Annotated in this window: 11 protein-coding genes; 3 read left to right on the forward strand and 8 right to left on the reverse strand. The window is 50.1% G+C overall.

Annotated features, from left to right (window positions below):
• Window positions 1–10: 10 nt before the first annotated feature.
• On the forward strand, window positions 11–8692 hold the full coding sequence (locus IR195_RS09735) for an LPD38 domain-containing protein (RefSeq protein WP_206049629.1): 8682 nt from the start codon (window positions 11–13) through the stop codon (window positions 8690–8692).
• 8 nt (window positions 8693–8700) lie between these two features.
• Here IR195_RS09735 and IR195_RS09740 read toward each other — a convergent pair whose 3' ends face one another.
• The 6 genes from IR195_RS09740 to IR195_RS09765 form a co-directional block, all read right to left on the reverse strand.
• Window positions 8701–8898, reverse strand: a complete 198-nt coding sequence (locus tag IR195_RS09740) for a hypothetical protein (RefSeq protein WP_206049630.1) — start codon at window positions 8896–8898, stop codon at window positions 8701–8703.
• 11 nt (window positions 8899–8909) lie between these two features.
• Entirely contained in the window at window positions 8910–9551 is a 642-nt protein-coding gene (locus IR195_RS09745) for a hypothetical protein (RefSeq protein WP_206049631.1), read from the reverse strand.
• Between the two features lie 182 nt (window positions 9552–9733).
• The gene (locus tag IR195_RS09750) at window positions 9734–10252 is read right to left on the reverse strand and encodes a hypothetical protein (protein ID WP_206049632.1); all 519 of its coding nucleotides are present in this window, start codon (window positions 10250–10252) and stop codon (window positions 9734–9736) included.
• Complete coding sequence (locus IR195_RS09755) at window positions 10233–10583, reverse strand: STAS-like domain-containing protein (protein ID WP_206049633.1); 351 nt, start codon at window positions 10581–10583, stop codon at window positions 10233–10235. The genes IR195_RS09750 and IR195_RS09755 overlap by 20 nt, the downstream gene beginning before the upstream one ends.
• On the reverse strand, window positions 10580–11620 hold the full coding sequence (locus IR195_RS09760) for a hypothetical protein (RefSeq protein ID WP_206049634.1): 1041 nt from the start codon (window positions 11618–11620) through the stop codon (window positions 10580–10582). Before IR195_RS09760 ends, IR195_RS09755 begins: the two co-directional genes overlap by 4 nt.
• 89 nt (window positions 11621–11709) lie before the next feature.
• Window positions 11710–12063, reverse strand: a complete 354-nt coding sequence (locus IR195_RS09765) for a hypothetical protein (protein WP_206049635.1) — start codon at window positions 12061–12063, stop codon at window positions 11710–11712.
• A 153-nt stretch (window positions 12064–12216) separates the two neighbouring features.
• Here IR195_RS09765 and IR195_RS09770 point away from each other — a divergent pair, with 153 nt between their 5' ends.
• Window positions 12217–12414, forward strand: coding sequence for a hypothetical protein (locus IR195_RS09770; RefSeq protein WP_206049636.1), 198 nt, complete (start codon window positions 12217–12219; stop codon window positions 12412–12414).
• Here the strand turns inward: IR195_RS09770 and IR195_RS09775 are convergent.
• Window positions 12402–12611 (reverse strand): hypothetical protein, encoded by a 210-nt coding sequence (locus IR195_RS09775; protein WP_206049637.1) that lies wholly within the window; start codon window positions 12609–12611, stop codon window positions 12402–12404. The two genes, IR195_RS09770 and IR195_RS09775, sit on opposite strands and share 13 nt — an antisense overlap.
• 825 nt (window positions 12612–13436) lie before the next feature.
• Window positions 13437–13850: a hypothetical protein gene (locus IR195_RS09780; protein ID WP_206049638.1), complete on the reverse strand. Its 414-nt coding sequence runs from the start codon at window positions 13848–13850 to the stop codon at window positions 13437–13439.
• A gap of 768 nt (window positions 13851–14618) precedes the next feature.
• Between IR195_RS09780 and IR195_RS09785 the strand changes: the two genes are divergently transcribed.
• Complete coding sequence (locus IR195_RS09785; protein WP_206049639.1) at window positions 14619–15596, forward strand: LysR substrate-binding domain-containing protein; 978 nt, start codon at window positions 14619–14621, stop codon at window positions 15594–15596.
• Window positions 15597–15763 lie beyond the last annotated feature (167 nt).

Genomic DNA, 15763 nt, shown 5'->3' on the forward strand with positions numbered 1-15763 from the left:
GGAGCCGCGTGTGAACGCCGCTGAACAACCCCAGCCCCTACCGTGGAAAGCTGTTTCTGAGCATCCTGCCTTCCAAAGCGCTGACTGGAAAACTCGTCAGAAAATGCGCAATAACTATGTTGACCGTGTGGTTCGTCCTCTCGCTAAGAGCTCGGAAGATTTTGCACGCGTGCGTGATCAGTTCTTTACCCGCACTGAAGCAGATGTGTTTGGTGGGCGTGAAAATCAGCCCAGCGCTGATGGGAGCCAGCCCGCAACACCAAATTTAGCCAGTAACGCATTACGCAACGCTGGTGAGCGCGGTCTTGATCTAGCAGGAAATGCGCTTCAGTTTGTTGGTAACGTGGCAGATCGTGGAGAGCAGGCAATTACTGATGCGCTTGGAGGCATTAACCCTGGCGTGATTGGTGGCAGCGTTGACGAGATGCGCGAGCGTGGGTATGAGCCAGATATTACGTTAGGCGGCTTTGGCCTAGATTTCACCATGCGCGCCAAGCCCGAAGACACCAGCACTGGGCTTATCGATACAGGACAGGCGGTAGAAGATATAAGCCTCGGCTACCAGCCTAACTACACGATTGATCGCGCACTAGACGAGCCGAGCATTAAAACCATTGCAGGCGCTGCTGCCGAGCAAGGGCCCGCTGCGCTGGCTGATATGGCGGGTTTGGTGGTTAACCTACCGGCTTACCTAGCTGCCCGGACACAAGAGATTGGCGAAGGGCGCGTGGAGAATGATAACCGCGAAGGAATGCCGGTGGGGCGCGACTATGCTGTATCCGGTCCGACGGCTGCCGCTTCTGTACTTCTAGACCGCTTTGCTCTTGGCCGTTTACTGCCGGGTGGCAAAAATGCAGTGGCCAGCGCTCGTCAAATACCGGGTGCCGTTGGCCGTGCTGCCGCCACAGAAAGCGTAACTGAAGCGATTCAAGAAGGCGGCATTGAGTACGCTGGGGAGTCTGTTGGTACTGAGACTGGCTGGGATGCTACAACCGCTGAGCGCCGTGCGGCAGGTGGCGTTATTGTAGGTGGCCCCACCGGTGGAGCTGTGCGAGCTGGTACCGCTGCCATGGAGATGCGCGGAAATAATCAGCAGGGAAGCGAGCAACCAGAGCCGAGCGAATCGCCTACTGAACAATCTTCCCCCGCTCCAGAGGAAGCGCCGACTCCAGAAGCCGAAACCGCTAATGCTGAGGCAGTCGGCACTGCTGCCGAACTAATCGCCAAGCCTCGTTTTGAGCTGTCATCCGCCGAGCGCGATGTGCGTGATTCCATCAGCTACGGTGACGCCTTTAAAGCCTTGCGCACTACTGCTGAGGAGCGTGGTGATAACGATGCCGTTGCTGAAATGGACGCCATTAGCAGCGAGATATCCGCCGCACTTGAGGCTGAAACCATCGCGCGGTCCCGCAACGATAGCGATGCTTTAATGCCTGTTCGTGAGCAGCTACAAAGCGTCTCTGAGCGCTTCACTCGCGTAATGGATCGCTTAAATAGCACTGACAACAACAATGGCGCTCAAGAGCAAGTGGCAGGCTTGGATATGGGCGCCCAGCGCCGTTGGGAAGAAGCATGGCGTGAGCAGGCTGCCCAAGACGGCATAGCTGACTACGACCCAAATGCTGACTTGCCCGACAAAACGGTTACCATCAACGGCGAGCAAGTGGCCGATGAGTCACTAGCGCCGCCAGTTGCGCCGGATGCCACGCGCCAAGACGAGCAAGCAGAAGAAGTGGCTCAGGAACCAGAGCAGTCAGAGGAGGCCCAGCCCGAACCAGTACTGCCCCCTAGCCAGCCGTCGCCAAACCCTGATTCTAAAACACCGCGCCGCGTGCCGGTTGAAAGCATCCAGGTAGACCCTCAGGCCTATCAGTTCCGCACCGAGGTTAATGAGCAGGGGGTAGATAGCCGCCTTGAGGGCATTGAGAAATGGGACGATATCCGCGCTGGCAATCTAATTCTCCATGAGCGCAGCGACGGCAGCGTGTACGCCGCTGATGGCCACCACCGCATTAACTTGGCTCGTCAGCTGCAGCAGCCTGACGTGAACGCCATTGTGTTGCGAGAAGCCGATGGCGTTACTGTTGATGATGCTCGCCGCGCGGCCGCCGAGGCGAACATTGCCGCAGGTAGCGCCACAGCGATGGATGCCGCCAAGGTGTTCCGTAATAGCGAAGGCGATATCGATACAGTGATACGCGAGAGCAACCTGCCACGTACTCAGCTTGTGCGCGATGGTGCCAATATTGCCAAACTTGATACTGAGCCCTTTGGTGCGGTGCTTAACAAGGTAATCGCCGAAAAAGACGGCGCAGTTATTGGCCGCTCTTTTACCGACCCTGACCAACAAATGGCTGCCGTCAGTGTCTTCCATCGCGTGAAGCCGACCAACGATAATCAGCGCGAGCTGCTAGCTAATGAAGTACGACAAGCTGGCTTTGCCGACAGTCGGGGCGAGCAAGGCGGCCTATTTGGCGATGATCCAGCAGAGTCGCTCATGGGCGAGCGTGTGAAGGTAATGGATAACCTGCGTCAAACCTTGGTGCGCGATAAGCGTTTATTCGCTACTCTGAACGATAACGCCCAAACGGCTGAACAGGCAGGTAACCGCATCGCGAAGGATCGCAACAGCGCTCTGCAGGAAACCTCGGTAGAAGCCATTGCGCTACTTGAGCGGGCCACAACCACGCCTGAAATTAACCAAAAAATCAATGACGCCGCGCGCCGAGTGAAGGATGGCGAAGCACTCGCAAGCGTGACGCGAGAACTTAAAGAGGCACTACTAAATGGCACAAACAGCCCAGCAACGAGCGAAGGATATACACCAGCACCTAGCAGCGGACAGACTGATCAAGCAGGGCAAAACATTGGACGAAGTAAACCAGTACCTGCGGTCAACGACGCACGAACAACGCGTGCTAGAGAACAACACCTACTTACTGGAGCAGGAACGCAAGCAGAACCAGCGGTAACTCTAAAGACCGACGGCAAGCCCTTCCAAACACGCAAAGCCGTCGAGCTATCTAAGCGCTTCCGTGACACACCGAACGCCCAACCAGTGGAAATAAATGGCGGGTGGGGCTTTTTTGTGCAGAATGCTGCTCAAAAAGCTGCCAACACCGCCACTAATGAGCATAAAGCTGCTCAACCTTTGAAAGATGTCGATAAAGGGCAAAGCCAAACTGTTAATTGGCAGCGTCGAAGTAAGAATAGCAAAGTATGGAATGGTAGTAATGGCATGGTCATTGCTGACCACGGTTTTAGTATAGGCGGTAACCGAACACCTATGTTTATGGTGTTTAAAAACCGAGATGCTTTCGATAAAGGTATACAGCTAGCGACTAAAGACACACTTCGAGAAGCAAAGCAGTTCGCTGTCACTACTGAGCGCCCTACAACACAGCAATCAGATAACCTAACCCTCGGAACCCAAACAGAAGAAAGCTTTGCCCAGCGAGAGCAGGAGGTTCAGCAGGCCGGCACTCAGCAGCGGCAAGGTGACGTGCAACGTGCCCAGGCAGCGGAGTTGCCTGCAGCTGCTAAAAAGCAAAAGCCTACAAAGCTAACGCCACGACAGCAGCTGGCTAGCAATGCCTTTGGTGGTGCAATAGTAGGCGATACGATCAAGCTTGCAACTGATGTGGGCTACGCTAAAGCAGGTTCTTCCTATACCGTCGATTCGCTCAATAAAGACGGCACACTCCAAGCCACCAACGTAGAGCGTGGCAGTTCTGTGCTTATCAGCCAGGGAGAGTGGACGCAGGCCAGCAGACGCACTAAAGCCCCTATTGCTGAAGTGACAAAGGCCGAACAGGAAAGCGGTCAGAGTAACCAAGAGGCAATGTATAGCCTTCGTAGCGTGGTGCGTGGCGATGGCAAAGAACAGGGCGTGAAGCTAGAAGAAGCGCAACGCATCGCTGATGAGTTTATGGCAGACTACAATGGCAATATCCCGCTTGATTTAATGGTGGTGAATCGCCAAGAGGATGCATATGGACCCGCAGCAACCCGAGAAAACGTCGGCGTCATCAAAGGAGCCTACCACTCAGGATCAGGAAAGCTCGTACTTGCAGCTGCCAGCCTTCGTGACGCGAGAGACGGGCGAAAAACATTACGGCACGAGGTGGTTGGACATTATGGACTTAATACCTTCGAGCCTAAAGTCAAAAGGCAGATCCTTGATCGCGTTCTTGAAACGCAAGAAGTCCCGTCGTTAAGGCCTGCGTGGGATCACGTTAATCAGCATTACCCAGCTGATTCCACATCGGCAGATGTTCGCGCAGAAGAAGTATTTGCACATTTAGCTGAACGGGAGAGAGGCCGTTTTGGGGCTGCCTGGGATGGTGTGCTTTCACAGCTTAACCGCGCGATGCGCCAAGCAGGCCTTACTAAGCATCCCCTCAGCCGTGCAGAGCTTCACGATTTAGCATCCACCATAAGTAAAGAAATACGCGAAGACCGACGTCAGCAAAGAACATTTCCTGACTCTGACCAGGATTCCTTTAATCGCGAACAGTCAGCGGCTAATGAAAGCCCTCAGCCTACGAACACGAACGCATCTTCTGAGCGCGCTGAAGCAGAACGCTTATTTAGCCAACAGGGCTATTCGCTCAGCCCTGAGCCTCGTACCCCGAATGCGGTACCTATTCGCTCAGAAATTGAAGCTTCAATTCGCGACATGCCAGAAATGGCGGGTACAAAGGTTATTCAAAGTGCCGCAGAACTCCCGCCTTCAGCTCTTATGGGCATGGTGTTTCGTGGCGTTAACCCAGCGGATGTTCGGGGCATGTTTATCGGGGATGAGCTGTATGTCATTGCGGATAACGTAGACAGTGTTGAAGATGGTATTCGCACCGCGGTACATGAGGCGGTAGGGCACAAAGGTATTCGTGGTGTGCTGGGTGCAGAGTTAGAAACAGTCATGCGCCAAGTCTATAACACGCTGCCACTAGATCCGCGCGGGCGTGAAGCGCTGAAAGAGGTCTTGGAAAGCTACCCGTTTCTTGATCAGTCTAACCCTGAACATCAGATAACCATCGCTGAAGAGATGGTTGCCCACCTTACAGAAAAAGGCTGGCAGCCTAATGTGCTGCGCCGTGCCGTTGCCAGAATCCGCGAGCTTCTGCGTCGCTACTTCCCTAGTATAAACTGGACTGACACGGATGTTATGCAGCTTTCTGAACGCTCCAGGGAATACCTGCGTCGTGAGCAGCAAGCCATCGACTCAGAGTCAGATTCTGCTCTATTCAGTCTGGAGAATCACGGCCCTGAAAGCACCGCATGGCAGCGCGCCGAAGCCAAAGGCTTGGACATGAGCCAGAAAGGCCGGATGCAACGCGCCCGCGATATGGGCTACATTGCCTCTATCGATGAAGCAATCACAGCGGAGATGGGTAATGACGGAAAAGTCGAACGACGAACGACTAATGAAGGCGGATTCACTGGAGGAGATGGCAGCAATCCTGGCGGAAGAGTGGCGCTCACTTTCTACCACGGAACAAGAGGCGATGTTGAAGCGTTCGTTCCCGGGCATCAAGACCGGCTCGACAGCGGATGGCTCGGAAAAGGAGTCTACCTAACAACCGATCAAGGTGTTGCCAAGCATTACGCTGAAAAGAAAGCGCAACGAAATGGTGAAAAAGCTGGTGTGGGCGGCGAGGTGATTATGCCTCTGCATATTCGCCCTAACTCACTTTTGCGTGTGCCACCCAATTTCAAACAGCAATTGTCGACCAAAAGCCCTGAAATTTCAGCCAAGTTCGCAGAGCAAGCCAAAGAGCAGGGTTTTGATGGCGTTGTTACTCAGTATGGTGACGCATACGAAATTGCTTTATTTGATCCTTCTCAAATTCGCTCAACTCAGGCGGCTTTTGATCCCGACGGCGTAGATAGTAACGACTTGCTATTTAGCTTGTCGCCGACGCCTGGCGGCAACTTCGACAACGACAGCACCAACTTCGCGCTGCCCGACGAGTCGCTAAAGCAGACCGCGCTGCGAAAGATGGCTGACAAGATGAACCGTCTCAAGGTAACTCAGGAGGTTATCAAGAAAGCAGGCGGGAATATCAATGAAGACAATGATGTCTACTTAGCCGAAGAGTTGTTTCACGGCAAAACAGAACGCGATCTGAACGAGCTGAGCCGCAACTACGTTGAAAAATTAGCCAAGGGCATGGCAGCGCGCGGCATCCAACAAGAAGAACTAGATGCCTATCTTTATGCCCGTCATGCGCCAGAGCGGAATGCCCGCATTGCTGAGCGTAACCCTGATGATCCGCGCTACGCAGATGGCGGATCAGGTATGACCAACGCTGAAGCGGCTGCCATTATGCAAGAGGCTGAAAGCAGCGGTAAGAAACTGAGACTTGAGCGCTTGGCCGCTATTGTGGATGACATGCTGGCACATCGCCGCGAGATAATCCGCGAAGGTGGACTTGAATCTGATGAAACGCTAGATGCCTGGGATGCCAGTTATGACTACTACGTACCGCTAAAAGGCTGGGCGAATGATGAAGATGTTCCTGTAGGCCAGGATGGAAGCGGCCGGATGCGCTCAGGTCGCGGTTACGAGATAGGCGGGCGAGAAACCAAAACAGCACTTGGTCGCCTATCAAAAGCGGCGTCACCCTCTACGCAAGCGATTGTGGATACCACTGAGTCTATGATTCGCAAGCGCAAGAACGAAGTCGGCAACGCTCTGCTGTCACTAATCACGGATAACCCCAACCCAGATTTGTGGCAGGTGTTCACCAACAACGATCCAGATACTCAGCGCACTCAGGTCGAGCGCACTAATCCGGATGGTACCAAGCGTATCGAAGTAGAAGAGCGCCCGGTAGCTATGGAAATGAACGAGCGTTACTTCAAAACCAAGAAGGCGGGCCGCACGTATTACATCAAGATCAACGACCAGCGCTTGCTGAACGCCATGCGCAATGTAGGGCCTGAGCAGAACAACTTGCTGGTACGTACTGCAGCATCTGGCACGCGTGCTTTATCTGCCATGATGACCAGCTATAACCCTGAGTTCATGCTGACCAACTTTACCCGAGATGTGCAAACGGCGTTGCTCAACGTGGCCGCAGAGCAGACCAGGGACGACGGCAAGATAAAAGGCGAGAAAATTGCTAGGCAGACGGCGAGAGATATTCCCCGCGCAATGAAAGCGGCCTACCGAGGGCTGGCCGATCCTGATGCGCCGCGCAATACCGAGTGGGACCGCTGGTTCGATGAGTTTATTGAGGACGGTGCCAAGACAGGCTACTTCGATATGAAGGATTTGGCTGGCCAGGCCAAAGAGATCAAAAGCATTATTGGCCGTGAGAACGGCGGCACCATGGGCAATATGCTGAAGGCTAAGAAAACCGTAGCCGACTTCGTTGAGAACATGAACGGCTCCGTTGAAAACGCGGTGCGCTTATCCGCCTACGTCAATGCGCGCAGGGCCGGCATTAGCCGTAAAAAGGCCGCCAGCTTGGCCAAAAACCTGACGGTCAACTTTAACCGCCGCGGGGAGGCAGGCACTGCGCTTAATGCTGCGTACATGTTCGCCAACGCATCCATCCAGGGCACCATGAACGTCGCCCGCACTATGGCAACCGTAAAGGATACACCGGTGGGTGGAAATCGGATGAACATCTGGGGCCGCATGAACGCCGCCCAAAAGCTAGCCGTAGGTATGGCCGTAGGCAGTTACGCAATGGCCATGTTTAACCGCATGATGTCAGACGAGGATGATGACGGTGAGCTGTTCTATGACAAGATTCCTGGCCACGTCAAAGAGCGCAACCTGATCATCATGACAGGTGGCAAAGACTATGTGCGCATTCCTTTGCCTTACGGATATAACGTGTTCTCTAACATCGGTACGCACGCTGAATCCGTTATGTCGGGTAAATCATCGCTGACGGAAGCAGGCAAGGATATGACGCTGGCCATTCTTGGAAGCTTTTCTCCCATCGGCTTTCAAGATTCAGAGGATACATCCAATTTGGTGATGAAAAACCTCACTCCTACACTGCTAGGCTCGGTTACTCAGGTGGCAGTCAATGAGGACTTTGCAGGCCGCGTGATCTTCAAAGAGAACTTCCCCTTCGGCACGCCCAAGCCAGATAGCTCACTTGCTTTCAGGTCTACACCATCGGCTTACCAAAGCTTTGCCCAGTTTATAAATGAGCTCACCGGCGGCAGTGAGTACCGATCAGGCGGTGTCGACGTTAGCCCTGATGTACTGCAGCATGTGGTTAACTATTACGGCGGCGGCGCCTGGTCGTTTACTGAGAAAGTGGCCGACAGCATTAAACGCACGGCGACTGGCGAAACCATCGATGCCCACCGCATTCCGTTTGTGGGCCGCTTCAAGTCTGAGGTCAATGAGTACGGGGATATTCAAACGTTCTATGAGCGGCGCACCGAGGTTGGGCAGTTGCATGAGGAGTTTATCAATCTGCCCCGAGAGGAGGCGCGCAGCTTCTATGACGAGCATGGAGGCAAGATAGCACTGTTTGATATGGCGAAAGATCTTGAAAAAACGCTGACGAAGCTACGCAAGGTGCGCGACGCCATTGAAGCCGATGAGCGCCTTACTGCTGAAGAGCGCGATGAGCAGCTCGACGAGATTGAAGACGCGATGGATAGCGAGGTAGATTTCTTTAACCTGCTTTACAACCAAGCAGGGGAGGCTGTTCAGTAACGATGAGGCTAGGGGGCGTCGCCAAGTAATTCTTGTCGCGTCTCCCAGGCTTCCATTATTTCCTGCTGCTTTGATACAGGCAGCATTTGATAAAACCGCTGGGCATATCGCTCAGCTCCTTTTACGTCATTAAGCGCTGATATATACAGCATGATCGTGATTATTAGCGCGATGGCCAGCACTGCTATAACTCCATCTTTATTCATACCCACTCCACTTAGCATCCATTTAAATTGTCGTAGCAAAAGGAATTTGGCGCAGACCGCAAGTGACCGTCTACATAGGTGCCATCATTCTTGATGTAAGGGTTGATATATTGATATTGGGCCGAAGATGCCGAACTTCCGACCATTAAAGCCATGCCTATAGCTTGGTTCAATTGCCTCATCTCACTTCTATGTCTATTTAAATGGTTAGCAGCAATTCTGCGATCCATCATGGCTCCGTGCTGACGCCCTAGCCAGTCAGACGTAGATAGTCCGCCCTTATCGTTAGGAGACTTCATTAAAGCAACTATCTGGATTCCATAGTGACTCGCGCACCCATCCAGCCATTTCTCCAAGTCTGCCATTTCGCGCCTAGCCTTGATGAGGCTGGAAGATGCTTTGGCTGTACTGCTGGTATCAATTGATTGCAATATGTCCTGACGGTATGAGACGAAAGTAGATCCGCAAACTGCTGTGGCTGAATCAAAGTTCTCATGATTAGATGGCGATATTGCTAGATGCTCCAGTCTGTACTGCGACAAACCGTCGATTCGCGCTTGAGCGTCATCTATATCTGCTTGATATTTTTGGGATGCACATCCGGATATGCCAGAAATAGCAACAATCAAAACCGCTATGCTCGTTAGTCTCACAACCCTTTTCTCCTTTTGGGTCCCTAAAATCAGCTGACCCTTTAACGATGCCGCCTTTGTGGCATGCACGCCACCCAATTGTCAGGCCATAAAAAACCACCCGTAGGTGGCTTTGTGTTGATGGCGAGGGCCTGATATTAATCAATATGGTGGTTAAAGCCCCAATAGAGAAGATACTAGCCTCATGTCGGCCCAGAATCTAACTGTGGTGAGCGTTTTACTAAACACAAAAATTTATACCTTAGCGTGCGCTTGTAAAGATCGGTGTACCGTGTCTCGAGTGAATCTTTAAGATCATCGGTGGAGCCGAAAATCTCTAATACCAAGCCAGAGTTATGGCGCTGAGGCTCATACTCAGTAGTTTCGAAGTTTTCAAACGTAATGCTTTGACGTGTTTGCTTTATTTTTTCAAGCACGTCTGGAGAGCCTAGAGCGGTCCCAGAAATATTAGCAGAGATGCTCTGTGTCAGGCTTTTAATCTTGTTTGATAGCAGGGAGTTGGCTTCGCTCTCTACTGTATGGTAGCTCACAGCCATTTCTCTTAGGCTGTCGATGTCGATAATGATTTTATCTAAAGCTGCGCGAAGCTCTTTCCTGTCCTGAAAGGCGCGATTTTGCCGGTACACTACCAACCAGCCAAATACTACAAGCGCCCACGTAATTACATTCGAAAAATCGAAGCTAGCTGTGCATTCTTGCATGTTTGTTCTTATCGATAGCCTTCTCAATGTATTCATTAATTTCTGATACGAGGCTTTGATCCTTTGAATGAAGCCGAAGTTTCTTTTTAACCAAGGTGACATCCGCACCTGCACGTATCAAACCGCCAAACGCTTCTTCTAAAAATGAAGACCCATAGCCACGTGCACCATCTAGCTCGATAGTTACTGTCTCATCCTTTTGTAAAGCAGGAACAAGATGCTCTTCGCGAAATTTCTCACCACTATGTGGACCATCGGTTTTATAACGACCGGCGGGGAAGCGTGAGAATTGCTTGGCAATTGAGATTTTGGCCATTTTAACTGCTCTCATGAAAATTCTTCCTCAGACCTCTCAGCGGGAAGTGGAATTCTCCAGGATATGACCGTTCCCATAATCGACTCTTCAAAGTCGGAATGGATAACTCTTCCCATTTCGGAAGTATAGCATCCTTTGTTGCTGTGCACCTTGACGATTCCTGTATCAAAAGACCTAACTGTATCAACAATTTGCTTTAACCCTTTTCCACGGTGCTCTTCGCCAGTGCGGGTCTGGCTATCCTTGATAGCCTCGGAAATAGCGTTCGAGTCACTGCCAGCGCTACCCATCGTAGCAATTTTTTTCCAAAGTTTTGGCTTTTTTATGGGAAGGGATCTAGGTATGCCAATCCCCAGGTCACAGAAGGCCACGGTTAGGTAGCCATCAAGCTCTTGCGAAAAAAGCCACCAAGGCTTGCGGTCATCTTTATATGACAGCCCATCATTTCTGTCTTCAATGTACGCGTGGTGATGCACGTTAATCATTGCCTCAGTGATCTTCGTGTATAGGTCACCAGTTAGCACCTCTGCAATAACACCCTCATAGGCTGACAGTAGGCCTTCGGACTTCTCGCCATTCACTTCTTCGCCATATGCAGAGTGCCAATTTGCGACATGCTTGTGATTGGCTTCCTTGCTAAATTTGAGCGGCGTCTTTGTTAACCGAAATAGTCCGATCTTCTTCATTGCTTGGGCCGCCATCCAGTTACGCGGAGGGATGGCTCTAAGCTCAATATCATCTAGACAGTGAACAATTCTATGAATTTCTGCGTGAAGCAGAACAGTAGCGTCGGACCCCAGCCTCTTAGTGTGTGAAAAGTCAATTTTCACGTTACAGCCATCCAGACAAGCAGCTCTCACTTTAGATATGAAGCTAACAACTTTGGAGCGCTCTTTCTGCGTGCGTATTGAAAATACTTCGGGGGCATGCACGGGAGTAAAAATGCCTGGACGCTCCCTGTCATCTGATTTTCTTTTCCTGCCAATCTTTTTAGCCTCGCCCCGCCTTCTTATTTCAAACCATTTTGCCTGACTCTCAGTTAGCTTCTTCATTCCCCGCTCCCTTGATTAGCTGGGGTTTATTGCCGAAGTCTTTGATATCTCAACTTCTAATAAACTCGATAGGTGAGGAGGATATAGCGTCAATGTTGCAAGTCGTATGCATATGTTTCCATTTCTTCTACCTGCATATCAAGCTCCGACACGCGATCAAACTCGTCATAGCCAATGCCGTTGATAAACTGGTTGCCTCGTTCAGACATCTCTTCAGAAAGCAGCACTGCCTGCTCGTCATATTCGTTGTTGTAATAATTTAAAAATGTCTCGCACTGTGGTGTCATTTCGCCGGCATTCGCACTCTCCCGGCAAACCTCGCCTAGCTCGTGCGCTCTTTCAACAACTTTTGCATACTGATCAAAGGAAAAGTCTTGAGCATGAGATAGTGATGGGGTCCCAAAAAAAACTGTTGCCGCCAAAAATATAGGGTTAGCCTTCATTACTTATCTCCTTGTTTTCGATTACTTAATAGGCATGTCAGCGAAAAAGAAAAAGTGGTACCAGCGGGCTTACTATTGCTACCAGCACCTTTTCATCCCGTATCCACTGAGTGATAATAACTTTTCAGCCAAGTCTTGCCGGGAGGCAACACCATGACCGATCTACAGCAGCAGCTTCACACTCTCGCCGAACGAATGACAGCCGAGCAGGCTTTGCGCCATTCTGAAACGACGGTATTGCTCCAGCGCGTTGAGCGGCTCGAAACCGCTCAACGGGAGACCGAAGAGCGGTTAGCATCTATAGAAGTTAGTTTAATGCATGTTAATAGACGCTTGGATCACTTAGGATAAAGGCTTTTGGCCTCTTTCATTATCAGTTCTTCGAGCTGGGTTAGCGTAAGGCTACGATAATTTTCAGGCAACTCAGGATTCACGTACAGGGTTGCATCTTTAGGGCCCCTTATTGCAGCCGTAAGCTTATCCCTTTTGCCGATAGACTGTAACTCAATGCGGTCTACCGCCCATTCATTGTTTTGTTCCTGAGTCATGCTACTACCTCCTTAGCTTGTGGTGAGCTTGGAGATTATCAGTATGATTAGGAATTGGGCAGACTGTTCATTCAAACAGGCCAGTAAAAGCCACCACGCTGGGTAGCTTGGTGTTATTAGCTAGATAGTAGGGGCGTGAGCGCCATCTTACGAAGCTTAGTGACGAGCTCTTCATCGGTGAGTCTTCGGGTGAAGTATTCGGCGGGTGTTTACATAGGTGTTTTTTGATCTATTGAAATCAGGATAGCAGGGTAGTGAAGAGGAGGATAAATTGGGTAACTATAAGGCGAGCTTTTGAGGTGGGAACTAGTACAAAACACAAGAGTATAACCGCTAGTCGTTATACTGTTGTGCTTTAAGTGATTGAATTTTAAATTTAAAAAGCTAATTTAACCCTGGTCTTGAAAACCGGCATAGGTTAATAGCCTATCCAGGGTTCGAATCCCTGTCCCTCCGCCAATTATTCCGAAAAGCCCCTGATTCGTCAGGGGCTTTTTTCGTTTCTAAGCTTTCTTTTTCCTCGCCAGTAACACTTCGATATTATCAACCGGTTCTTTAACGTGATGAGAACGTGATTGCCGCTTGGCTACCGCGTCCCTTGCTCGGTGTGGCGCTAAGCGTGCATAGCGCTCTGTCATGTTGACCCAACACCTGCTTTTCATTGGCCCGTGGTACTGCCCTGGTTGAAGCGTACTTTGGGGGGGGGTAGCCCAGGTTGCCAAGCAAAATGACTTTGTTAATGCCTCGGGCCGTGCGACCTCTAAATTCAAAAGGCCACCTAATTAAGTGGCCATTAATCAGTGTCGATTGAACGACCATGCTGCTTTAGCAGTCTTCTTTAATCCAATGTGCTTCCTGGACCATGGTGGCACTTTCGTAGCCGTTTATTTTGGTAACAGTTCGAGTGTGTTCACTACTAAGTATTGTCATTAATACATCCATAGTGACATCTGTTTCATACGATGTATTGACACCTTTTACATTAATAACGTTATCAATCTCGCTATACTGGAAATTATTTATACCCATTTCTGCGAAAGCTGACCGAAAAGTACCTTCAGGGTCGTTAATATCTTCCTGTGGTATGCACTCAACATAATGAGCTTCGCTTTCTAATTCATCAGGAAAAGGGCTTTCTGTCTCTCGGGTTACTTCCCATAGTCCGGCCTTGATATCGAAGCCCCAGGCGGGCATCGAAGCTGCAACCATTAAGATGGTTATAAGGCTTTTCCTTAGCATGATTCTCTCCAGTTGTTGCAAAGGGGGCGGTTAAGAATAACTGAGCTTTCTACTTATATGCGAATCATCTTAATTAATCGGCTTTGGCCTCTTGATCCAGCGGGTACCGATAGACTTCCATGCAAGTTTGGGTGTTGGCAAATTCTTCCTTATTGGCTCATGCATCAGTCTTGGCTACTCACATATAGCGCTTAGCGGGTGAGCAGGGTTTCTGGTGCAGAATGGGGAGGTTAGCTTACTATTCTGTTTTGAAACGGTGTAGCTCCTTAAGCTTTTGCTGTTCAGCTCAATAATTTACTAGAAAGAGCAACATGCTCTTCTTTTACTAGGAGCATGGTTTCACGATGGTTTGTGTTGTATTTACGAGTGATGAAGAGATCAGGCGGTGTGACGCTCCGGCTCAAACGCTCTTGATTCGATCCCAGTCAGGATGGTGAATGATAATGATCTGAAAATGCAGCTTCGTGCTGATCTTGCAAGTTGATCAGCATTATTTTATTTTTGGTTGAGTGTTTTTCTGGCATATAAAAGATTGAATTTATTAAAGTATATGGGGATATATTTGGAGCTTCAGTCAGGGTGCGAAAGCTACGTTATGGCAATTTTGCCGCTCCCCACGATTATTATATTCGTAGTGGAAGATTCATCTGTTGCCATCTCAAGTTTTGAGGTAGGGTGATTGTTCTATAGGTGATCTAGATGGATCACATTTGATCACAAGGGTTTGTTCAATGAAAAAGCTAACAAAGTATCATGCGCTCTCTAAATATGACTAAACATACTGAGCCTGATCAAACACTTATTAAGATGCCATCATTGACAGCGGTCAAGTCTTTCGTAGCTGCCGCGCGCTACCAGAACTTCACTCGAGCTGCTGAATCGTTGTGCGTTACCCAAGCCGCCATTAGCCGCCAAGTCAGAGAGTTGGAGGGCTTTCTTGGAACCGATCTATTCAATCGTGTTGGTCGCTCAATTGAGCTAACACCATCAGGAGCTATTTTTTTTGATGCTGTCCAGCTCTCATTTTTGAACATTGCTCAAGCGACAGACCGTATTCGTAATCATCAGTCGTCACCAACAAGACGCTCCTTGGTTCTCTGTTGTTCGCCAGCCTTCTCGTCACTTTGGCTATCACACCGTTTGCCAGGCTTTTTTAATAGCCATCCTGATATTGATCTCCAACTGGTATCAACCGAAAACTTTTTAACGATGGAGCCGGGTGTTCATCCTGATATATTCATTACTAAAATGCAGAAAATGCGTGAAGGATACCGCAGTATTCCTTTGTTTCATGATGTGATTTATCCGGTGTGTACTCCTACCTACTTAGCAGAAAATCCGACATTAACGACGCTAGAGGGGCTGCGTAACGGAGTACTGCTTAACCTAACCCCTTATGGACGTTCTCAACTAGCTGAGCATGTTAACTGGGAGACTTGGTTGGCTATCCATAAAATGAGTGTAGATCGGCGTTCAGGAGAAGCTATACACACATTTAATGCTAATGATTACAATATGTTGATACAGATGGCTCTTGGCGGCCAAGGTGTTGTACTAGGCTGGAACCATTTGGTTGGGCACCTAGTTGAGAGTGGGCGATTGATTAAGCCCGTCGAAAAGGAGCTGGTTTTAGAGGGAACGCGGCACTATTTGACCTACCGTGAAGACAAGGAGGACGATGAAACTCTGGTGCTTTTCCGTCACTGGTTTATCAGTCAATGTAATATTCTCACTGATAATACATGAATCGCGACTAGCATCAGCACGTTGCCGAATATAACACCTGCCTGCCTGCCTGCCTGCCTGCCTGCCTGCCTGCCTGCCTGCTTGCCCCGACGTTCTCGGCCATAGGTTGGGTCAATGTCTTTGCTTTGGCGGTTAATGAAGACAGTGTCTTGAGTATAAGCCGGTTC

This window comes from Vreelandella venusta (assembly GCF_015689495.1).
Taxonomy (GTDB): Bacteria; Pseudomonadota; Gammaproteobacteria; order Pseudomonadales; family Halomonadaceae; genus Vreelandella; species Vreelandella venusta.